19 protein-coding genes and 1 pseudogene are annotated in these 20,651 nt (G+C 69.3%); 13 read left to right on the top strand and 7 right to left on the bottom strand.

From position 1 onward, the window contains the following. Positions 1-92 precede the first annotated feature (92 nt). Positions 93-482 (bottom strand): hypothetical protein, encoded by a 390-nt coding sequence (locus tag AB0G16_RS07495; RefSeq protein ID WP_362800143.1) that lies wholly within the window; start codon positions 480-482, stop codon positions 93-95. Positions 483-780: 298 nt separating this feature from the next. Between AB0G16_RS07495 and AB0G16_RS07500 the strand changes: the two genes are divergently transcribed. From AB0G16_RS07500 to AB0G16_RS07520, 5 genes are all read left to right on the top strand, one after another. After that, positions 781-2,043 carry a cytochrome P450 gene (locus AB0G16_RS07500; RefSeq protein WP_362800146.1) on the top strand — a complete coding sequence of 421 codons (1,263 nt, stop codon included), beginning with the start codon at positions 781-783 and terminating at the stop codon, positions 2,041-2,043. Continuing rightward, positions 2,040-3,029, top strand: coding sequence for a methyltransferase domain-containing protein (locus tag AB0G16_RS07505; RefSeq protein ID WP_362800149.1), 990 nt, complete (start codon positions 2,040-2,042; stop codon positions 3,027-3,029). Before AB0G16_RS07500 ends, AB0G16_RS07505 begins: the two co-directional genes overlap by 4 nt. After that, positions 3,026-3,211 carry a hypothetical protein gene (locus AB0G16_RS07510; RefSeq protein ID WP_362800152.1) on the top strand — a complete coding sequence of 62 codons (186 nt, stop codon included), beginning with the start codon at positions 3,026-3,028 and terminating at the stop codon, positions 3,209-3,211. The genes AB0G16_RS07505 and AB0G16_RS07510 overlap by 4 nt, the downstream gene beginning before the upstream one ends. Positions 3,212-3,634: 423 nt before the next feature. After that, positions 3,635-4,543 (top strand): ABC transporter ATP-binding protein, encoded by a 909-nt coding sequence (locus AB0G16_RS07515; protein ID WP_362800155.1) that lies wholly within the window; start codon positions 3,635-3,637, stop codon positions 4,541-4,543. Between the two features lie 203 nt (positions 4,544-4,746). Further along, positions 4,747-5,556, top strand: coding sequence for an ABC transporter permease (locus AB0G16_RS07520; protein ID WP_362800158.1), 810 nt, complete (start codon positions 4,747-4,749; stop codon positions 5,554-5,556). Between the two features lie 76 nt (positions 5,557-5,632). Here the strand turns inward: AB0G16_RS07520 and AB0G16_RS07525 are convergent, their stop codons facing one another. Then, positions 5,633-6,094: a superoxide dismutase family protein gene (locus tag AB0G16_RS07525; RefSeq protein ID WP_362800160.1), complete on the bottom strand. Its 462-nt coding sequence runs from the start codon at positions 6,092-6,094 to the stop codon at positions 5,633-5,635. Positions 6,095-6,098: 4 nt separating this feature from the next. Here AB0G16_RS07525 and AB0G16_RS07530 point away from each other — a divergent pair, with 4 nt between their 5' ends. Further along, positions 6,099-6,416, top strand: coding sequence for a hypothetical protein (locus AB0G16_RS07530; RefSeq protein ID WP_362800163.1), 318 nt, complete (start codon positions 6,099-6,101; stop codon positions 6,414-6,416). A 234-nt stretch (positions 6,417-6,650) separates the two neighbouring features. Here AB0G16_RS07530 and typA read toward each other — a convergent pair whose 3' ends face one another. Next, positions 6,651-8,504, bottom strand: coding sequence for a translational GTPase TypA (typA, locus tag AB0G16_RS07535; RefSeq protein WP_362800166.1), 1,854 nt, complete (start codon positions 8,502-8,504; stop codon positions 6,651-6,653). Positions 8,505-8,713: 209 nt separating this feature from the next. On the opposite strand from typA, the gene AB0G16_RS07540 reads away from it, so the two are divergent. From AB0G16_RS07540 to AB0G16_RS07550, 3 genes are all read left to right on the top strand, one after another. Beyond that, on the top strand, positions 8,714-9,493 hold the full coding sequence (locus tag AB0G16_RS07540; RefSeq protein ID WP_362800169.1) for an alpha/beta fold hydrolase: 780 nt from the start codon (positions 8,714-8,716) through the stop codon (positions 9,491-9,493). A gap of 77 nt (positions 9,494-9,570) precedes the next feature. Then, a complete protein-coding gene (gene pta / locus AB0G16_RS07545) occupies positions 9,571-11,616 on the top strand; it encodes a phosphate acetyltransferase (RefSeq protein ID WP_362800172.1) in 2,046 nt (681 codons plus the stop codon). After that, a complete protein-coding gene (locus AB0G16_RS07550) occupies positions 11,613-12,875 on the top strand; it encodes an acetate kinase (RefSeq protein WP_362800175.1) in 1,263 nt (420 codons plus the stop codon). Before pta ends, AB0G16_RS07550 begins: the two co-directional genes overlap by 4 nt. A gap of 247 nt (positions 12,876-13,122) precedes the next feature. Here the strand turns inward: AB0G16_RS07550 and AB0G16_RS07555 are convergent, their stop codons facing one another. Further along, the gene (locus AB0G16_RS07555) at positions 13,123-14,553 is read right to left on the bottom strand and encodes an aldehyde dehydrogenase (protein WP_362800178.1); all 1,431 of its coding nucleotides are present in this window, start codon (positions 14,551-14,553) and stop codon (positions 13,123-13,125) included. 351 nt (positions 14,554-14,904) lie between these two features. Here AB0G16_RS07555 and AB0G16_RS07560 point away from each other — a divergent pair, with 351 nt between their 5' ends. After that, entirely contained in the window at positions 14,905-15,816 is a 912-nt protein-coding gene (locus tag AB0G16_RS07560; protein WP_362800180.1) for a hypothetical protein, read from the top strand. Positions 15,817-15,860: 44 nt separating this feature from the next. On the opposite strand, the gene AB0G16_RS07565 is transcribed toward AB0G16_RS07560, so the two are convergent. Both AB0G16_RS07565 and AB0G16_RS07570 read right to left on the bottom strand, forming a co-directional pair. Then, the gene (locus AB0G16_RS07565) at positions 15,861-16,679 is read right to left on the bottom strand and encodes a tyrosine-type recombinase/integrase (RefSeq protein ID WP_362800183.1); all 819 of its coding nucleotides are present in this window, start codon (positions 16,677-16,679) and stop codon (positions 15,861-15,863) included. Between the two features lie 220 nt (positions 16,680-16,899). Beyond that, on the bottom strand, positions 16,900-17,373 hold the full coding sequence (locus AB0G16_RS07570) for a transposase (protein WP_362800186.1): 474 nt from the start codon (positions 17,371-17,373) through the stop codon (positions 16,900-16,902). A 515-nt stretch (positions 17,374-17,888) separates the two neighbouring features. Between AB0G16_RS07570 and AB0G16_RS07575 the strand changes: the two genes are divergently transcribed. The 3 genes and pseudogenes from AB0G16_RS07575 (at position 17,889) to AB0G16_RS07585 (ending at position 20,352) form a co-directional block, all read left to right on the top strand. After that, entirely contained in the window at positions 17,889-18,638 is a 750-nt protein-coding gene (locus tag AB0G16_RS07575; protein ID WP_362800189.1) for an AfsR/SARP family transcriptional regulator, read from the top strand. Positions 18,639-18,913: 275 nt separating this feature from the next. Beyond that, positions 18,914-19,633: an IS5 family transposase gene (locus tag AB0G16_RS07580; protein WP_362800216.1), complete on the top strand. Its 720-nt coding sequence runs from the start codon at positions 18,914-18,916 to the stop codon at positions 19,631-19,633. Beyond that, positions 19,588-20,352 (top strand): annotated as a pseudogene (locus tag AB0G16_RS07585) (transposase family protein). Before AB0G16_RS07580 ends, AB0G16_RS07585 begins: the two are co-directional and overlap by 46 nt. A gap of 130 nt (positions 20,353-20,482) precedes the next feature. Here the strand turns inward: AB0G16_RS07585 and AB0G16_RS07590 are convergent. Beyond that, on the bottom strand, positions 20,483-20,651 hold a 169-nt coding region (locus AB0G16_RS07590), incomplete at its 5' end, for a transposase (RefSeq protein ID WP_362800219.1).

The following is a 20,651-nucleotide window of genomic DNA, read 5'->3' on the forward strand; positions in this document are numbered from 1 at the left end:
GGACTCTGGCCGAGGACCCGTACCTCTTCAACGCTTCTCTCACGCTCCGCCGGCGATGCCGGCTCTGCCGGCCGTGCCGGCCGTGCCGCCGATCAGGTGCAGCAGCAGCAGGGGCAGCAGCAGTAGTAGCAGGACTCGGAGGGCGCCTGCACGCCGGCCGTGACGGCGGCCAGGTCGCCCTCGCTCAGCTCGGTCGCGTCGACCACCGGGGTCTCGGGGATGTGGAGCTCGAAGACGCCGCTCTCCATCCCCTTCTCCCAGAGGGCGACCTGGACGTCCATGTTGCCCTCCTCGTGCCCGTCGGGGATGTTGCGCACGATGACGACCTCGCTGCCCGAGGGGATCGTCAGGCCCGACTCGGCCAGCGCCTCACGCGGGTTCTCGCTCAGCCTGGTGGAGTAGCCCTCGTCGGACCACGCGTTGATCAGGGTGCGGGTGTAGGAGTTGATGAATTCCGCTCGCTCCTGCTGCGCAAGTGCCATGTCGTTCTCCTTTGTTTTTCACCGGCGCTCTCCGTGCCGGTGACTGATTGAACTGTCGCATGACCTGCGCCGCATACCAAGACTTAATTTTGCGGCAATTAATGTAAGCATTGATACCGTCGCCGACGTGGTGTTACATTGCGAGCATCCCATGGTCGGGATCGTCCCATCAATGACGAGAAATACGTATGTCCGACGCCTGTGAATACGTATTGAAAATACTTACGTACGCCATCCGGAGGTGTCGGTGACGACCGTCAGCACGAAAGCACCCCCCGGGCCGCCGGGCCCGGTGGACATGGAACGCATGCGTAACGACCCGCTGGGGTTCGTCACCGGCCTGGCACGCGACCACGGCGACGTCAGCGTGCACGACGCGGACGGCGAGACCGTGTTCATGCTGCACCGCCCGGACCTCGCCCGGTACGTCCTCAAGGACAACGTGGGGAACTACACGAAGGAGAACACGCCCGACGACCACATGCTGCGCCCGCTGCTGGGAAACGGGTTGCTCACCAGCGACGGCGAGGAGTGGGCGCGGCAGCGCAGGCTGTGCGCGCCGGCCTTCCGCCGCAGCGAGGTGGCCTCCTTCGACGGGATCATCGTCGAGGAGACCGAGGCCCTGCTGGCGCGGTGGCGCGCCGCCGGGACGGGCGTGTCCCAGCCGATCGACCACCAGCTCACCTCGCTGACCCTGTCGATCCTGACCCGCGCGGTGCTGGACGTGGACCTCGGCGCGGCCGGTGACGGGTTCGGCCGCGCGGTGGACGCGGTCAACCGTCACATCGGCCACTACGTCCCCGACCCCGACCCGGACCCGGCGGACACGGAGAGCCGGCGGCGGGGTTACGTACGTGCCCGCGCCCTGCTGGACATGGTCACGCGCACCGTCATCGCCTCCCGCCGCTCCTGCCCGCAGGCCACCGGGACCCTGCTCGACAGCATGCTCGGTGAGCTCGGCGACACCGACCTCCGCGACCAGGTGCTGACCCTGATCATGGCGGGTCACGAGACCACCGCCAAGAGCCTGACCTGGACCTTCTACCTGCTGGACCGCCACCCCGGGGAGGCCGGGAGGATCCGCGCCGAGGTGGACCGGGTCCTGGGCGGCCGCCCGCCGACGGCCGCGGACCTGCCCGACCTGCCGCTCTGCCGGCGGGCCGTGCAGGAGGCGATGCGGCTCTACCCGCCGGTCTGGCTGATCTCGCGCCGGGCCACCGGCGCCGACGAGATCGACGGCCACCACGTACCGCCCGGCGCGCTGGTCTGCGTCAGCCAGTGGGTGCTGCACCGCCATCCCCGCTACTGGGACCGGCCCGAGGAGTACGTACCCGACCGTTTCGAGAACGCCGACCTGCCCAGCCACCTGTACCTGCCGTTCGGCGGCGGCGAGCGCATCTGCATCGGCCAGCACCTGGCGCTCATCGAGGCGACGCTGGTCCTGGCGACGGTCTCGCAGTCGGTACGGCTGGAGCTGGAACCCGGTTTCCCGGTGGAGCCCGAGGCGCTGGTGACGCTGCGCCCCAAGCACGGCATGCGCATGGTGGTGAGCCCCCGATGACCCTCGACACCCCGGCGCCCTCCTCCGCCCCGGCGCCCTCCTCCGCCCCGGCGCCCTCCTCCGCCGGGGCGACCTCCGACATCCCGGCGACCTCCTCGGTCCCGGCGTCCTTCGCCGCGCCGGCGTCCTCCGCGGCCACGAGGCCGGACGCAGGTTCGTACGATCCCGCCACGACCACGGCGGGCGGCCTGGCGGGAGAGCTGGCGCGGCTGGAGGCGCAGGCGGAGCTCTCCTTCGAGGAGGAGCTGTGCCTGCTCCGCGAGCTGGGCCTGACCCCGTCGAAGGGTCCGCTGGTCGAGGTCGGCGCGGGTTCGGGCGCGATCACCAGGCGGCTGCGGCGGGCCCTTCCCGACCTGTCGCTGGTCGCGGTGGACATCGATCCCGGCCTGCTCGCCCACGCCGGGGGCGCGGGCGCGGAACTGGTCGTCGCCGACGCCGCCGACCTGCCGATGGAGACGGGGAGCGCGGGTTACGTACTGCTTAGGTATGTCCTGCAGCACCTCTCCGACCCGGCCCCCGCCCTGGCCGAGGCACGCAGGATCCTCCGCCCGGGGGGCCGCATCATGATCACCGAGGTGGACGCCTCCTGCTGGGGGCTGGCCGACCCGGTCCACCCGGAGCTGGCCGGCATCCACGCCAAGATCGCGGTCACCCAGCAGGCCGCCGGCGGCGACCGCGCGATCGGCCGCCGCCTCACCCGCCTGCTCCGCGGCGCGGGTTTCACCGACGTCACCATCCGCCCCTTCGCCACCACCAACGACACCCGGCCGACGGACGACTTCGCCCCCCACCTCGGCCCGGGGCGGCTGCAACCGCTCCTGGCCTCCGGTGTGCTGTCCTTTCAGGAGGTGGCTCTCGCCGCCGATCGCTGGAACAGGTTCCGGTCAGACCCAGACGCCTGGGTGATGCTCCTGGGCTTCACCGCAGCCGGCACCGCTCCCGGCCCCCTCCCCGAGGGACGTCCCCCCACCGAAGGAAGCACATGAGCACCAACGTCAAGATCTTCATCACGATCTTCTGCTACATCAGCGGGGTGATGGGCGTCGTCACCGCCGTCATGCAGGCCAGCGCCACCCCCGCCAACAGCACCGCGGCGCTGATCGCCGGGGTCATCGGCGCTCTGTTCCTGGTGGCGGGGGTGGCCCTCAGCCGCAGGCCCCGGTACTGACCCGCGACCGGCAGGGCTCCGCGTCCGGATCCCCCGCCGGGCCCATCACGGGTCCGCGGCGGGCACCCGTCACGGACCCGCCCGTCACGGACCCGCCCGTCACGGACCGGGCCGTTCCGGTGGGTCCGCGGTGGGCGCCCGTCCCCGTCCGCCGCGCCGGTCACGGCGCGGCGGCACGAAACCGGAATCGGAATCGGAATCGGAATCGCCGGATTTCCGGGAACGGGGCCGGCGTGTCGCGACGATCGGGCACTTCGGGGGTTCACGAGGGGACGCGGGCCGAAAGATGCGATTCGACAGGGAGTGGCGTTGATGAGGGCGACGATGGCGAATCCTGCTGTTCTGATCTTGCTGCTGCGCCGGAAGCGCGTCGAGTTCGAGAGGTAAGCCGTGTCCGCTGTTGAGGCTGATAGCCCAATTTATGTGAATGCATTGAAAAAGAAGTACGGCTCGACGGTCGTCGTGGACGGCATCGATTTCGAGGTACGTTCCGGCGAGGTCTTCGCGCTGCTCGGGCCGAACGGCGCGGGCAAGACCACCACGGTCGAGATCCTCGAGGGGGTGCGCCGCCGGACCGGCGGAGACGTCCGGGTGCTGGGGTACGACCCCGCCGAGGACGACCCCTCCTGGCGGGCACGGATCGGGGTGGTGCCGCAGACGACCGGCGCCTACCTCGACCTCACGGTACGCGAGGTGGTCGAGCACTTCGCCGCCTTCTACCCGGCGCCGCTCCCGCCCGACGAGGTCATCGACATGGTCGGGCTGACGTCCCAGCGGCGCAAGCAGGCGCAGCAGCTCTCCGGCGGCCAGTTGCGCAGGCTGGACGTGGCCGTGGGAGTGGTCGGCGACCCCGATCTCATCTTCCTCGACGAGCCGACGACCGGGCTCGACCCGGTCGCCCGGCGGGAGGCGTGGGACCTGGTGCGGCACTTCGCCGACCGGGGCAAGACCACCGTCCTGACCACGCACTACCTGGACGAGGTGGAGGCGCTCGCGCAGCGGGCCGCGATCATCGTCGCCGGGAGGATCGTGGAGACGGGGCCGATCTCGGAGCTGGGCGGCAGGAGGACGGGCCGGTCGGTGGTCGGCTTCGCCGCCTCGGGCGCGCTCGAAGGCCTCCCGCTCCCCCCGCTGCCGCCCGGCTCGCAGGCGCACGAGGAGGCGGGGAAGGTGAGGGTTCACACCCACCGGCCGACGGAGACCCTGGCCGCGCTGCTGCCCTGGGCCCACGCGGCGGGCGTGGGGGAGCTCGACGAGCTGCGCGTCCACCGGCCGACGCTCGAAGAGGTCTACCTCCAGCTCATCAAGGACCGGGAAGAGGACGCCCGATGACGACGGAACACCACGCCACCGGCATCCCCGCCGAAACGGCCGCGCCCCCCGCGCCCCCCGCGACCTCGGTGCCTCCGGCGTCCACGGCAGGCCTCGCCTCTCCGGCGTCCCCGTCGGCCCCCGCGTCTTCGGCGTCCCCGGCGTCCCCGGCGTCCCCGGCGTCCTCGATGGCCCTCGCGTCCCCGGCGTCTCCGGCGCCGCCCGTGCCGCCCGCGCGTCCCGGGATCTGGCGCGCCTCGGTCGCGCGGTCGAAGGTCGAGCTCAAGTCGTTCTTCCGCAACCGGCAGTCGCTGATCTTCACCCTCGCCCTGCCGATCATGCTGCTGGTCGTGCTGGGGTCGATCTTCTCCGGGACGGTGGAGGGGACGACGGTCGACTTCAAGCAGGTGTTCATCGCCGGGATCATCGCCAGCGGGGTGATGAGCGTCAGTTTCACCGGGCTGGCCATCAACATCGCCATCGAGCGGGACACCGGGACGATCCGGCGGCTGGCCTGCTCGCCCATGCCCAAGTCCGCGTACTTCATCGGCAAGATCGTCCGTGTCGCGGTGACCGGCGTCATCGAGACGGTGATCCTCCTCGGGGTGGCACTCGCGCTCTTCAGGCTCCCGCTGCCCGCCACCCTCACCGCCTGGCTCACCCTCCTCTGGGTGCTCTTCCTGGGCGCGGTGGCCTGCTCGCTGCTGGCGATCGCCTTCACCGCGCTCATTCCCAACAGCCGTTCGGCCTCGGCGATCGTGACACCGCCGTTCCTGGTGCTGCAGTTCATCTCGGGGGTCTTCTTCCCCTTCAACCAGCTCCCGCTCTGGATGCAGAACACCGCCGCGCTGTTCCCGCTGAAGTGGATGACGCAGGGCCTGCGCTCGGTCTTCCTGCCGGAGGCGTTCGCCCGCGTCGAACCGGCGGGGAGCTGGGAGCTCGACCGGGTCGCCCTGGTGCTCGGCGCCTGGTGCCTGGCCGGTCTGCTGCTGAGCGCGCTGACGTTCAGCTGGCGCGGCCCGAACGTCAGATGAGGCCCGCCCCGCCCCGGCGGGCCAAGGCCCCGTCACGTCCGGACGGGCAAAGCCCCCAACCCCGGGCCGGGTGCCGCTAACGCCTCGTGATCACACCGCAGGCGACACGGCCCCCCGAGTCGCCGGTCGCGCGGGTGGTGGCGTCGGGCCCGTCCTCGGCGTAGCGCTCGGGGACGTTGGCCTGGTTGTCGGCCAGCGCGTGCACGATGATGGCGCTGCCGTCGCGGTCCAGGAGCTGGGCCACCGTGAAGCGGTCGGTCATGACGATCGCCCCGCCCTCGCCGTCCCTTCCGACCAGGAGGTCTGGCAGGTCGCCCGCGTGGCCCGGGTGATCGCCGGGGCCGAGGCTGAAGTGCGGGCCCGCGCTGAAGAAGGGGCTCCCGGTCGCGGGGTCCTTGGACGTGGCGTCGCAGACACCCTTGGTGTGCACGTGGAAGCCGTGGTAGCCCGGGGTCAGCCCGCTGACGGTGAACGTGAGCCTGGTCCTGCCCGGCCCCATCTCCTCCACGACGAGCGCCCCGAGACTCTCGCCCTTCACCCCCTTGACCTGGGCGGCCGCCGTGCTGCCCGCTCCGGGGGAACCCGTCGCCGGGGAGGAGGGGCTTCCCGGGGAGGCCGGCGGCGCGGGCGGGCGTGGCGCCCCCGGGGAGGCCGGGGGAGAGGGCGGCGCCGGTGACCCCGGCGGGGGCGGGGCGGGCGAACCGGCCACGACGACGCCCGCCGGCATGACGGCCGCCGGGAAGGCGCCGGCCGACGCGGCACCGGCCGGTGAGGCGGTGATCGACGAGACGGTGATCGACGAGACGGTGGCCGTACCCGCGCAGATCGCGACGGCCAGTGCCAGATGGCGTGCAGGATGAAGCATGAGATCCCCCGTAACCGCGTAATCCCGTGCCGCCGCCCCCTCCGCGACGCCGAGGACCACGACGCCGGGGAACCGCGACGGTTCTCCTTCCATGAGTATCAGACGGAGGGTCACCTGTCCGTTACCCGGGGTCGATGCGGCGGTCCGGGAACGGCGAAGGCGCCGCCCCCGAAGGGACGGCGCCCCGTGTCCTACGGGAGCCGGTCGACCGGCCGCCGGGTTCGCCGGGCTAGTTGGTCCGCTTGGCGCGGGCGGTGGTCCGGGCGCGGGTCGAGGCGTCGAGCACGACCTTGCGGATCCGGACGTGCTCCGGGGTGATCTCCACGCACTCGTCCTCGCGGATGAACTCCAGCGCCTGCTCCAGCGAGAGCTGGCGCGGCGGGATCAGCGTCTCCGTCGTGTCGCTCGTCGAGGAGCGCATGTTCGTGAGCTTCTTCTCCTTGGTGATGTTGACGTCCATGTCGTCGGAACGCGAGTTCTCGCCGACGATCATGCCCTCGTACACCTCGGTGGTCGGCTGGACGAACAGGACGCCGCGCTCCTGCAGGTTCAGCATGGCGAACGGGGTCACCGGGCCCGGCCGGTCGGCCACCAGCGAGCCGTTGTTGCGGGTGCGCAGCTCGCCGAACCAGGGCTCGTAGTCCTCGAAGACGTGGTTGACGATGCCGGTGCCGCGCGTCTCGGTGAGGAACTCGGTACGGAAGCCGATCAGGCCCCGGGCCGGGACCACGAACTCCATCCGGATCCAGCCGGTGCCGTGGTTGGTCATGTGCTCCATGCGGCCCTTGCGGACGGCCAGGAGCTGGGTGATCGCCCCGAGGTACTCCTCGGGGCAGTCGATGGTCACCCGCTCGACCGGCTCGTGCACCTTGCCGTCGATGACCTTGGTGACCACCTGCGGCTTGCCGACGGTCAGCTCGTACCCCTCGCGGCGCATCTGCTCGACCAGGATGGCCAGCGCCAGCTCGCCACGGCCCTGGACCTCCCAGGCGTCGGGACGGTCGGTCGGCAGGACCCGCAGCGACACGTTGCCGACGAGCTCCTTGTCGAGCCGGTCCTTGACCATGCGGGCGGTGACCTTGGAACCCTTGACCCGGCCGACCAGCGGCGAGGTGTTGGTGCCGACGGTCATGGAGATCGCGGGCTCGTCGACCGTGATCAGGGGCAGCGGGCGCGGGTCCTCGGGGTCGGCCAGCGTCTCACCGATCATGATGTCCGGGATGCCGGCGATCGCGATGATGTCACCGGGACCCGCCTCCTCGGCGGGCTTGCGCTCCAGCGCGTCGGTCATCAGCAGCTCGGTGATCTTCACCCGCTGGATGGAGCCGTCGGTGCGGCACCAGGCGACCTGCTGGCCCTTCTTGATGGTGCCCTGGTGGATGCGGCAGAGCGCGATCCGGCCCAGGTAGGACGAGGCGTCCAGGTTGGTGACGTGCGCCTGCAGCGGGGCCGTGGGGTCGTACACCGGCGCCGGGATCGTGTTCTTGATGACGTCGAACAGGGGCTCCAGGTCCTCGGAGTCCGGCATGCCGGCGTCCTCGGGACGGTTGAGCGAGGCGCGGCCGGCCTTGGCCGAGGCGTAGACGATCGGGAAGTCGATCTGCTCCTCGGTGGCGTCCAGGTCGATGAAGAGCTCGTAGACCTCGTCCACGACCTCCTTGATCCGCGCGTCGGGACGGTCGACCTTGTTGATGCAGAGGATGACCGGCATCTTCGCGGCGAACGCCTTGCGCAGCACGAACCGCGTCTGCGGGAGCGGGCCCTCGGAGGCGTCGACGAGCAGCACCACGCCGTCGACCATCGACAGGCCGCGCTCGACCTCGCCACCGAAGTCGGCGTGACCGGGGGTGTCGATGATGTTGAGCGTCATGCCGCCGTGCTTGACGGCGGTGTTCTTCGCGAGAATGGTGATGCCCTTCTCGCGCTCGAGGTCGTTGGAGTCCATGACACGGTCGTCCACGTCCTGGTTGACGCGGAAGGCGCCGGACTGCCAGAGCATGGCATCCACGAGAGTGGTCTTGCCGTGGTCGACGTGCGCGATGATCGCGATGTTCCGCAGGTCGTCGCGGCTGTTCAAAGGCATGATGGAGTCTCACTCTGTGATCGTGGAGGCTTGCCGCGGACCGTGCGGCCCTCCTATTTTAGTTGATCCGGACAATCGCTCTTCACGTCTTCAGCACATGAAGTGCACCGGTTCGCCCCTCCCGTCCCCTTTTTCGCCCCTCGGGGTGCCCTTTTTCGCCCTCGGGGAGCCGTGAACCCGCCGGGAGGGATCTCTCCTAAGCTCGACCCATGCCTCTCGCGCCGACCTTCCCCGTGACGCTCAGGACCCGCGACGACCTGCGGATCGACGCCGCGCACACCCCGTCGCGCGGGGCGGGCGACCTCGGGATCGTACTGGCCCACGGATTCACCGGCTCGCTGCGCGGACGCCCCAACCGCCGGATCGCCCACGTGCTGAGCGGATTCGGCGGGGTGCTCGCGTTCGACTTCCGGGGGCACGGCCGCTCGGCGGGGGAGTCGACCGTGGGCGACCTGGAGATCTGGGACGTGGAGGCGGCGGTGCGGCACGCCAGGACGATCGGCTACCGCCGGGTGGTGACCGTCGGGTTCTCCATGGGCGGGGCGGTGGTCCTGCGGCACGCCGGGATGCTCGGCGGGGTGGACGCGGTGGTCTCGGTGAGCGCGCCCGCGCGCTGGTACTACCGGGGGACCCGGCCGATGCGCCAGGTGCACTGGGCCATCGAGCGACCGGCCGGGCGGCTGGCCGCGCGCCTCGGCAAGCGCACGCGGATCATGAAGGGGGTGTGGGACCCGCTGCCGCTGGCGCCGTACGAGGCGGTCGCGAAGATCTCGCCGGTGCCGCTGCTGATCGTGCACGGCGACGCGGACGGCTTCTTCCCGCTGGAGCACGCCCACCAGCTCCACGAGGCCGCGGGCGAGCCCAGGGAACTGTGGGTCGAGCCCGGGTACGGCCACGCCGAGAACGCGGCGACCCCCGGGCTGGTCCGCCGCATCGGGGAGTGGGCCTCCGCCCGGTCCCGCCCCCGGGACGGTGTTTACTCCTCTTGACGACCGGCCCACCGGGGATCGGCGTCCCGGCGGCCGGCGGGGCGGAACGCGACGGCGCGAAGAGGTGGAGAGGGTTCATGCGGAGCATCTACGTGGCGGGGCTCGGCCGGGGAGACGGCAGGCAGATCGTCGAACTCGGCCTGATGGAGCTGCTCACCCGGCGGGCCGACCGCGTCGGGGTGTTCCGCCCGATCACGGCGGGCGGTGAGGACCGCATCCTGGAACTTCTGCGGCGCAGGTACCGTCCCACGGCCTCGGCGACCGGGGTGACCGCCGAGGACGCCGCCGAGATCTACGCCGAGAAGGGCGCCGAGGAGCTCATCGGCCGGCTGGTCGCCCGGTTCCACACCCTGGAGCGCGAGTGTGACGCGCTGCTGGTGCTGGGCAGCTCCTTCGACACCGACGACCTGCCCCGCGAGCTGGCCTTCAACGCCCGCCTGGCCTCCGAGTTCGGCGCCCCGGTGATCGTGGTGGTGGGCGCGCACGGCGACGACGCCGAGGAGATCGCCACCGAGATGCGTACCGGCCACCAGGTCTTCTCCGACCTCGGCTGCACGGTGCTGGCGGTGATCGCCAACCGGGTGCCGGAGGGCACGGTCATCGAGTGCGACCTGCCGGTGCCCCATTACGCCATCCCCGAGCGCCCCTCGCTCTCGGCGCCGACCGTCGGACAGGTCATGCACGCCGTGGACGCCGAGACGGTCCAGGGCGACGAGGACGGGCTCCTGCGCGACGTGCTCGGGTTCGTCTTCGGCGGGGCCACGCTCCCGGTCTTCCTGGAGCACCTGACCGACGGCGCGCTGGTGATCACGCCCGGCGACCGCGCGGACCTGCTGCTGGCCTCGCTCGCCGTGGAGGCCGCCGGCACGGCGCGCCCCGCCGGGGTGGTCCTCACCCTGGGGGAGAGACCCACCGAGGCGGTGCGGGCGCTCACCGCCCGCCTGGCGCCGGGCGTCCCGGTCCTCGCCGCGGAGGCGGACAGCTTCACGGTCGCGACCACCCTGGCGGGCCTGGAGGGACGGCTCACCGCCGACAACCCCCGCAAGATCGAGACGGCCCTGGGGCACTTCGAGGCCCACGTGGACACCGCGGCCCTGGCCGACCGGATCGAGCTGACCCGCTCGCGGCGGGTCACCCCGATGATGTTCGAGCACACGCTGCTGGAGCGGGCCCGCGCCGACCGGCGGCACATCGTGCTGCCCGAGGGCGAGGAGGACCGGATCCTGCGGGCCGCCGACGTCCTGCTGCGGCGCGGCATCGTCGACATCACCCTGCTGGGCCGCGAGGACGTGGTGCGCCGCCGGATCGGCGACCTCGGCCTGGACCTGTCCGGCGTGAACGTCGCCGACCCCCTGACCTCGCCGCTGCGCGAGTCTTTCGCCCGCGAGTACGCCGAGATGAGGGCGCACAAGGGCGTCACCCCCGAGCTGGCCATGGACGTGGTCGCCGACGTGAACTTCTTCGGCACGATGATGCTGCACCGGGGCCTGGTGCACGGCATGGTCTCCGGCGCCGCCCACACCACGGCCGCCACGATCCTGCCCGCCTTCCAGATCATCAGGACGGTCCCGGACACCTCGATCGTCTCGTCGGTGTTCTTCATGTGCCTGGCCGACCGGGTGCTCGTCTACGGCGACTGCGCGATCAACCCCGACCCGGACGCCGAGCAGCTCGCCGACATCGCGATCTCCTCGGCCCGCACGGCGAGGCGGTTCGGCGTCGAGCCCGCGATCGCGATGCTGTCGTACTCCACCGGTGAGTCCGGCAGGGGCGCCGAGGTCGACAAGGTCCGCGCCGCCACCGCCCTGGTCGCCGAGCGCGCGCCCGACCTGCTGGTCGAGGGACCCATCCAGTACGACGCGGCGGTGGACGCCCGGGTGGCCGCCGCCAAGCTCCCCGGCTCGCGGGTCGCGGGAAGGGCGACCGTGCTGATCTTCCCGGACCTCAACACCGGCAACAACACCTACAAGGCCGTGCAGCGCTCGGCCGGGGCGGTGGCGGTCGGCCCCGTCCTGCAGGGACTGCGCAGGCCGGTCAACGACCTGTCGCGCGGCGCCCTGGTCACCGACATCGTCAGCACCGTCGCCATCACCGCCGTCCAGGCACAGGAGGTCAACCCGTGAGCGACCACGACGACCGGACCGCGTCCCCCGCGTCCCCCGCGTCCCCCGCGTCCCCCGCGTCCCCCGGATCCCCCGGATCCCCGGGGCGCGACGGCCGGGACGGGGACCGGGACCGGGCGGGCGGACCCGCACGGGTGCTCGTCCTCAACTCGGGGTCGTCCTCGGTGAAGTACCGGCTCCTGGAGGGCGCCGAGCGGCTGGCCTCCGGCACGGTGGAGCGCATCGGCGAGGACGGCTCGCCCGTGCCCGACCACGAGGCGGCGCTGGAGACCGTCGCCGAGCGGCTCGCCGCCGAGGGCCTGGGGCTCGACTCCCCGGAACTGGCCGCGATCGGGCACCGGGTGGTGCACGGCGGCACGGCCTTCACCGAGCCCACGCCCATCACCGACGAGGTGGTCGCCGGGATCCGAGAGCTCGTCCCGCTCGCCCCCCTGCACAACCCGGCCAACCTGGCCGGCATCGAGGTCACCCGGCGCCTGCGCCCCGACCTCCCGCAGGTCGCGGTCTTCGACACCGCCTTCCACGCGACGATCCCGCCGGCCGCCTCGACGTACGCGATCGACCGCGAGCTCGCCGGGCGCCTGGGCGTGCGGCGCTACGGCTTCCACGGGACCTCGCATGCCTACGTCTCCCGCGAGGCCGCCCGCCTGGCCGGCGACCCGGACGCGAACGTGATCGTGCTGCACCTGGGCAACGGCGCCAGCGCCTCGGCGGTCTCCGCCGGGCGGTGCGTGGACACCTCCATGGGCATGACGCCGCTGGAGGGGCTGGTGATGGGCACCCGCAGCGGCGACCTGGACCCGGCGGCCGTCCTGTACCTGGCGCGCACCGGGGAGATGTCCCTCGACGAGATCGACGAGCTGCTCAACCGGCGCAGCGGCATGCTCGGCCTGTGCGGGGACAACGACATGCGCGCCGTGACCGAGCGGGTGGAGGCGGGAGACGAGGACGCCGAGCTGGCCATGTCGGTCTACTGCCACCGGCTGCGCAAGTACGTCGGCGCCTACTACGCGGTCCTGGGCACGGTCGACGTCATCGCCTTCACCGGCGGCGTCGGGGAGAACTCCGCCCCGGTCAGGGCCAGGGCGCTGGCCGGCCTGGAGGCGCTGGGCGTCGCCGTCGACCCGGCCCGCAACGAGCGGGGCGACACGGTCGTCTCACCCGACGGCGCGAGGGTCCGGGTCGCGGTGATCCCCACGGACGAGGAGTTCGAGATCGCCCGGCAGACACTGTCGGTCATCTCCCGCCACGACGGGTGAAAACACGTCCCCCCATAGGGGACGGATGAAATCCCCCAGGAGAAGTCCACCGGGTACGGAACACGGCTCGACGGTCGCCATGGGACATACTTCTTGTGACCGGACGGTCGCCCAGCGTCGCGGGGGCGGGCAGGACCGCCCGTCCGGCCGGTGTTCCCGCGGGAGCGCTCCGGGGCCGGGCCGGCGGGTGCCCGGTCCGACCCGGTCCGGCCCGGTCCGGCCCCGGAGCGTCACACCGGGAGCCGTCTCACATGTGGGCGATCGACTTGTACTCCAGGTAGGAGGCGAGCCCCTCGGGGCCCAGCTCGCGGCCGAGACCGCTGCCCTTGAAGCCGCCGAACGGCGAGCTGTTCTCGATCATGTAGAAGTTGACGCCGTAGGTGCCCGCGCGCACCCGGCGGGCGATGTCCATACCGCGCTCGGCGTCGGCGGTCCACACCGTCCCGGCCAGCCCGTAGTCGCTGTCGTTGGCGATCCGGACCGCGTCGGCCTCGTCCTCGTACGGGATGACCGTCAGCACCGGGCCGAAGATCTCCTCGCGGGCGATGCGCATCTCGTTGGTGGCACCGGCGAAGACGGTCGGGGCCACGTACCAGCCGCGGTCGTGCGGCCGGTCCAGCCCGCCGACGACCGGCTTGGCGCCCTCGTCGATGCCGATCTTGATGTAGCCCTCGACCCGCTCCTGCTGGCGCTTGGCCACCAGCGGGCCGATGCCGGTCGCCGGGTCGGACGGGTCACCGACCCGCATGCCGCGCACCATCGACGCGACCGCGTCCACGACCTCGTCGTAGCGGTTGCGCGAGGCCAGGATGCGGGTCTGGGCGACGCAGGCCTGGCCGTTGTTCATCATCGAGGCGATCGACAGGAAGCCCATGGCCGAGGGCAGGTCGCAGTCGTCGAGGATGATCGCCGCGGACTTGCCGCCCAGCTCCAGGGTGCAGCGCTTGAGCTGCTCGCCGCAGATGGCCGCGATGCGGCGCCCGGCGGCGGTGGAACCGGTGAAGGCGACCTTGTCCACCCCCGGGTGGGAGACCAGGTGCTCGCCCGCCTCGCGCCCGGCCGCGACGATGTTGACGACGCCGTCGGGGATGCCCGCCTCCTTGATCATCTCGGCCAGGAGGTAGGAGTCGAGCGGTGTCTCGGGCGCGGGCTTGACCACGACCGTGCAGCCCGCGACCAGGGCGGGGGCAAGCTTGATCATGATGACGAACTGCGGGACGTTCCACGGGACCACGGCGGCGACCACGCCGACCGGCTCGCGGCGCACGGTCACCGTGCCGAACGTGCCGGGGCGCTCCTCCTCGACGGGGAAGGTCTTGCCGAGCTCGGCGTAGTACTGGAGCATGCCCAGCGGCTGCGGGGCCTGCGCCATCTGCGAGAAGGTGATCGGGGATCCCATCTCCTCCGTGATGATCTCCGCCATCTCGCCCTGGCGGGCCGCGTAGAGCTCGGCGAGCCTGCCGACGACGGCGGCGCGCTCGGGCATCGTCATCCGGGGCCACGGGCCGTGGTCGAACGCCTGGCGGGCCGCGGCCACCGCCCGGTCCATGTCGGCGGCGGTGCCGTCGGGCACCCGGCCGACGATCTCCTCGGTGTGCGGGGAGACGACGTCGATGGTGCCGGTCCCGGCGGGGGCCACCCAGTCGCCCCCGATGAAGAGCGTGTCGTGCTGACGCATGATGTGAAGCCTCCTGGTGGGCGGGCCAGAGTCAAATTTTGAGCGAATGCTTGCTTGGACAAGTGTCATCCGCCGGAAGGGGGGCCACAAGACCCCCGGCCCCTCTGAACCGAATCATGTTCTGTCTCCGGTGGCAAGAGGGGGAATCCCGGATCCGTGCGCGTGCTGGGGCGCGCTGTGCGAGGATTCACTTGAGTGAAGCCTGATATGTAGTCTTATTTTGGTTAAATCACTCTAAAGTGGTAGATAGTTCGTCATTGGTGTGTGACTTCCTCCGTTCCGGTGGCGAGCTTCAAGATCGTCTCCTATAGTTTCGCTCCGTCCGCGAGGGGCCCTGGAGGTGAGCGAAGCGTGAGGCCGACTCGCCCAGCCGTGCTGGCCGGCGTGCTCGCCGCGCTGCTCCTGACCCCGGTGTCGGCGGGCGCCGCCCCCGACCGCGCCGCACGGCCCAACCCCGAGGTCGAGCTCAGGAAGCTCACCCGGGAGGCCGCGCAGCTCAACAAGAACTACCGCGGCCAGGTGCAGAGCCTGGAGGAGACCCGGGTCCAGGCCAGCAAGGCCACCTCCAACGCCAGGAGCCTCAAGCGGGCCCTGGCCACCGCCAAGAGCGACGTCGTACGGTTCGCCCAGGCCAGCTACATGGGCGGCGCCCTGAGCGAGGGCGGCCTGCTCGCCATGCAGGGTGACGCCTCCCACGCCCTGAACCGGGCCGTGACCACCTCCTACCTCGCCAGCTACCGCGCCAACCAGCTCAACCGCGTCAAGCGGCTCATCAAGAGGGCCAAGACGGCCGAGGAGGCCGCCGACGCGAAGATCGTCAAGCTCAAGAAGGACATCGCCGACCTCAAGGCCCAGCGGATCAGGATCGAGAGACTGCTGGCCAAGTACGGCTTCCAGACCCCCTCGGGCAGCGGCGGGCTGACCCCCCGCACGATCACCATGCGCAACACGGTGCTGCAGAACTTCCCCATGCCCTACGGCTACGGCTGCCTGCGCCCCGGGGACCCCGGCGACCACGGCAGCGGCCGGGCCTGCGACTTCATGATGAGCACCGGCGGCCGCGTCCCCACCGCCGAGGCCCTCGACCGCGGCAACCGCCTCGCCCAGTGGGCCATCGACAACGGCCAGAAGTACGGGGTCATGTACATCATCTGGCAGCAGCGCTACTACGACGTCCGCACCGGCGCCGGCTGGCGGATGATGTCCAACCGCGGCGGCAACACCGCCAACCACATCGACCACGTGCACATCTCGATGTTCTGAGCCGCCGGGCTTCTGACCTGTGGTGATCTCGTTTGGTGGGGCTCTCAGGGCACATCCAGGGCACATCGGCCCGTCGCCCACGCATCTTCGATGACCTGCCTCATGCGGTCCTCGCTGGAGGGCATCAGGTGCGTGTAGGTCCGTAGGGTAAATCCGGGGTCCGCGTGCCCGAGGAAGTCGGCCACGGCCTTGATGGACACACCCCGCTCCAGGAGCACCGAGGCGAAGTGGTGGCGGAGCATGTGGAAGCCGTTCTCGCGGGTCGTCGGGATGCCCGCCTTGATCAGGGTCGGCTTCCAGACGAAGCGGTTGAACTCGGTCCGATCGATCAGGCTGTGCAGCCTGGTCGTGAAGATCAGCTCTGCCGAGTGCGGCGGCCCTTCCAGCATCCGCCAGGGCAACGTGATCTCGACCGGTGGAAAGGCCAGCTGGTGATCGGAGAGGCGCAGGGCAAGGCTCTCCGGCAGGGGAACATCACGGACCTTGCCGCCCTTGGGCGGTGCGAAGAGCATCTGACGGCCGTTCAGCATCTTGACCTGCCGCCGTACATGGAGGACTCCGGCCGCCAGGTCGATGTCCTCGACGGCCAGGCCGAACGCCTCACCTTGACGGAGCCCGAGCGTCGCAGCCGCCTGGACCATCACCTCGTAACGTCGTGCCACGGCACCGGCGACGGTCTTCACCTGCTCCACCGACCACGGCGTGATCTTCTTGGACTCCGCTCTCGGCGGCTTCACCGATCCCGCGTGACAGGGATTCTTGGGGATCACCCCGTCATCCACGGCGGCGTTCAGAAGCGCGGACAGGTGAGCGAAGACGGTCCGGACGTAGTTCGGGGCGAGCTTCTTCTGAAGACCGTGCAACCACGTCTGAAGAAGGCTGGGACGCAGCGCCCGCAGTTCCCTCTCCCCGAGGATGGGATAGCAAGACGCCGCGTGTGGTAGGCATGCACTCGCCGGGCCGGGACCCCACAGTCGGGGCAGGATGCCGCTACCGATCGTGTTCGGGCCCGTACCCGCACGACTTGCTGCTCTATGATCACCTGCTCAAGGACCACGTCGGCCAACTGCGGGAACAGCATCTTCAAGACTTTCGAGGCACACCAAGATCACCTTGCCAGCCCGCACACTCCGTCACCACCGGATTCGTGCCAGAGCCGTTAACTGGACAGACCCTTTCCTCCTCGGCCGCCTTCTCCAACTCCTGCAGCAGCACCGGATCGAGTGCCATCCCCGCGGCGTGATGATGAGCGCGAGCCGTCGTGGAGTCCACGCTGACCAGGTCCAGGTCCGCCTGCCCGCGGGCGGCGGCCTCACCGATCATAGCCTCCATCAGGTTCTGCAAGACGCCCGCGACCGCCCACGAACGGAAACGGTCATAGACCGTAGACCATGAGCCGTACTCGGCAGGCAGGTCCCGCCACGGACCGCCGACGCGGAAATTCCACATCACGGCGTTGAACTGCCGCCGCAGATCCGGGATCGGCCCCCGCTCACCCAGCGGCAGATACCGCTGGACCAAGGCCCACTCATCATCGGTGAGGTCACCACGCGTCATACCCCTTCGCCTACCAGGGCCGGACGGCACCGCGCAGCACAACCTCACGATCTGAACTCAGAACAGGCCCTAATGGGATCCATCAGCTGTTCGCATCGCTCACCCGGCCATCCATCGATGAGCATCATATCCGGCATTGGTCAGCGTGGTGCATACGCCACCAGACACGTGCTCGCCGAGCCCATTACCAGCGACAAGGCAACAGAGATCACTAAGTACGGCTGGAAAACTAGCGGCGTAAGCGCCTTCAGCTATATCCACCAGACATGGATCCTGTAGTCAGATGTTCACGTAGAGCCACTGAGTGTTCGTGCCAGCCTAGACAATTGATTGGGTTTGATTGCCAATGCGAGTTGACATTAGCATTGATAATAGTTACTTTATAAGTAGATTGCGGTAGAAGTAATGTGTACGTCTGCAGCGGGGGACGAGTGCGTTTTCAACTGTCGGGTGCAGTGCAGATCCATGCGGCTAGGGGAGTTGTGGATGTATCGTCCCCAATGGTCCGAGGTGTCTTGGCGGCACTTCTCCTCGAGAAGGGAAACGCTGTTCCCTTCGAACGCCTGGTGCTGGCGCTTTGGGATGACCCACCGCCGGCGTCCGCAGCCAAGAACCTGCGGTTGTACGTATCTCAGTTGCGTCGCCAGCTACGGGCGGCCGACCCCTCACTGGGGGATTGCCTGGCAACGCTGCGCGGTGGCAGTGGCAGTGGCTACCGCCTAACTGTTGACCCCGGTGATGTGGACGTTCATCGTTTCGCCTGGTTAGCGGATAGAGGTTTCCAGGCACTGCGCAGGGGATCGTACCCCGATGTTATCATCGAGCTCGGTCTGGCCATTCAATTGTGGAAGGGGTCGGTAGGTCAGGACTGTCGTGCTTCTGCGAGGTTGCGGGCACGATTCGATAAGTTCGCCGAACTCAGTCTAGTGGCGCAAGAGCGCTTGATAGAAGCGAAACTAGCTCTCGGGTACTCTATGGAACTTATCTCCGATATCCTTTCGGTTATCGATCAGGATCCTCTTCGTGAGCATGGCTGGGGTCATCTCATGTGCGCCTATTATTTTGGCGGATATCCTGATAAAGCATACGTTGCATACGGCCAACTTCATGAGAAGTTAGAAAGTCAACTTGGGCGCGAGCCAAGCCAAGATCTCAATGCGCTGCGTTATGCTATATCCCATGACGATCGTCGCTTCGTGCGGCAATGGAGGTTTGGTAACGGCGAGTTTCCATCTAATAGGGCGAAGATAGCCAAGAAATATTGACCCTTTTTCGTGCGCCCAGCAGAACAGGAGATGAAGCCGTGACGTAGCGGCTCATCTTGTTGTTCGTAAGCTCGTCGTCGCTCGCCGGTGTGAGTCCGGTCCGGGTAGCTGCCAGGAGGGCCGGTAGCAGGCTGGCGGTTTCGTCTGGAAACGGGCGGGGTCGAAGCCCAGCGTCAAAGGCCCTGTAAGTAGGTGTTTGAGAGGTGATCATTGGTCTGTTGTGCCAGGTGGGTATGGGTAAGGCATGACACGAGACCGGTTTTTACCCCTCTGACCTGACCGATGAGCAATGGGCGCTGATCGAGCCACTGCTTCCCGCGCCACACTGGGACGGCCGCCCCGACAAGCATCCACGACGCGAGGTCGTGGACGCGATCATGTACGTGGTGCGTACCGGCTGCTCATGGCGGCAACTACCGGCCGACTTCCCGCCCTGGCAGACCGTCTACTGGCACTTCGTACGCTGGGAAGACCAAAGAGTGACCCAGCAGATCGTGGACGTGCTGCGCCGGCGGGCCCGCAAGGAGGCCGGCCACCAGGCCGAGCCGTCGGCGGCGGTGCTGGACTCCCAAAGCGTCAAGGGCGCCGACACCGTTGGCCGTGACAGTCGCGGCTACAACGCGAACAAGAAAATCAACGGCCGCAAACGGTTCGTGGTCACCGACACGCTCGGTCTGCTGTTGGCGGTGATGGTGCGCCCGGCCGGCGTGCAGGACCGCGCCGGTGCCACCACCATGCTGCTGGGGCTGTACTTGAGCGGCCGCTGCCGGGTGGTGTTCGCCGACCAAGGTTTCGCCGGACGGTTGGTGCTCTGGGCACGGCAGGTGCTGGGCATCGTGGTGTACATCGTCGCCAAGCCCGCCGGTCAGCGGGGCTTTCAGGGGATGGACACGCACCACACTAGTAGAAGGGGTGTCGACCGAGATCAACCATCACACCAGAGGCTCGTGTGCTGTCCTATCGTGCTGCGCTGCCGTTGTCACCCCGGACCCTGACCTACCTCGCCGGCGTGATCCGCCGTCACCGAGCCACGATCAACTCGTCCCGGCGCAGACCCAACCCCGGCCGGCAAGCCCTCCTTGTCCTGGCCTACCTGCGCAAAGGTGAGACATTCGCCCAGATCGCCGCAGGGTTCGACATCGGCACGGCCACCGCCCGGCGCTACGTCCGCGCGGCCGTCACCCTGCTCGCCTAACGCTCACCCACCCTCGATCAGGCGCTTCGCACGGCCAAGCGCGCCGGATACGCCTTCGTCGTGCTGGACGGCACGCTCATCCCCATCGACCGAGTAGCCGCCGACCGGCCCCACTACTCCGGCAAACACACGATGCACGGCATGAACATCCAGGTCATCGCCGCCCCGGACGGCACCCCGTTGTGGACCTCCGGCTCCTTGCCCGGTTCGGTGCACGACCTCAAGGCGACCCGAATCTGGGGCCTCATCCGCCGACTGCACGCCTGCGGACTCATCGCGCTGGCCGACAAGGCCTACGTCGGTGCAGGTCCACGCGTACTGGTGCCCTACAAGGGCCGAGGCAAGCCCCAGTCACAGAAGACAGCCAACTCCGCCCACGCCAAGCTCCGCGGTCCCAGCGAGCGCGCCAATGCCGTACTGAAAACCTAGCGCATCCTGCGCAAACTCCGCTGCTGCCCTCTTCGCGCAGGCCAGCTAGTCAAAGCCGTCCTAACGCTTCAAATGCGCGAGGCAGGGTGAAAAACGCGCAGTGCTCACCTCTGCTGGTTCACCCGCTTTGAGCTGCGGCTTCAGGATGAAGAAGGCCCACTGATGACGATGTGCGTCCGCGATTGCCCTGCGAAGCGGCGCACTTCGCTTACTGACGGTTTCAGAATGAGGTTCGGAGTCGGCGCAGGCAGATGAGGCTGCATGCCAGATCGAGCAGACCTTGATGGAGATCGGCGCGGTGTTCGTAGCGGATGCGCAGCCGTTTGAACTGGTTTAGCCAGGCGAAGGTCCGCTCGACCACCCACCGGATGGTTCCCAGTCCTGAGCCG

This window comes from Streptosporangium sp. NPDC023615, assembly GCF_040640155.1.
Lineage (GTDB): Bacteria > Actinomycetota > Actinomycetes > Streptosporangiales > Streptosporangiaceae > Streptosporangium.

Coding starts and splice junctions, on each gene's coding strand:
- typA (WP_362800166.1), bottom strand. CDS start 8,504: ATGCCTTTGAACAGCCGCGACGACCTGCGGAACATCGCGATCATCGCG.
- AB0G16_RS07505 (WP_362800149.1), top strand. CDS start 2,040: ATGACCCTCGACACCCCGGCGCCCTCCTCCGCCCCGGCGCCCTCCTCC.
- AB0G16_RS07500 (WP_362800146.1), top strand. CDS start 781: ATGGAACGCATGCGTAACGACCCGCTGGGGTTCGTCACCGGCCTGGCA.
- pta (WP_362800172.1), top strand. CDS start 9,571: ATGCGGAGCATCTACGTGGCGGGGCTCGGCCGGGGAGACGGCAGGCAG.
- AB0G16_RS07510 (WP_362800152.1), top strand. CDS start 3,026: ATGAGCACCAACGTCAAGATCTTCATCACGATCTTCTGCTACATCAGC.
- AB0G16_RS07495 (WP_362800143.1), bottom strand. CDS start 482: ATGGCACTTGCGCAGCAGGAGCGAGCGGAATTCATCAACTCCTACACC.
- AB0G16_RS07555 (WP_362800178.1), bottom strand. CDS start 14,553: ATGCGTCAGCACGACACGCTCTTCATCGGGGGCGACTGGGTGGCCCCC.
- AB0G16_RS07570 (WP_362800186.1), bottom strand. CDS start 17,373: ATGACGCGTGGTGACCTCACCGATGATGAGTGGGCCTTGGTCCAGCGG.
- AB0G16_RS07540 (WP_362800169.1), top strand. CDS start 8,714: ATGCCTCTCGCGCCGACCTTCCCCGTGACGCTCAGGACCCGCGACGAC.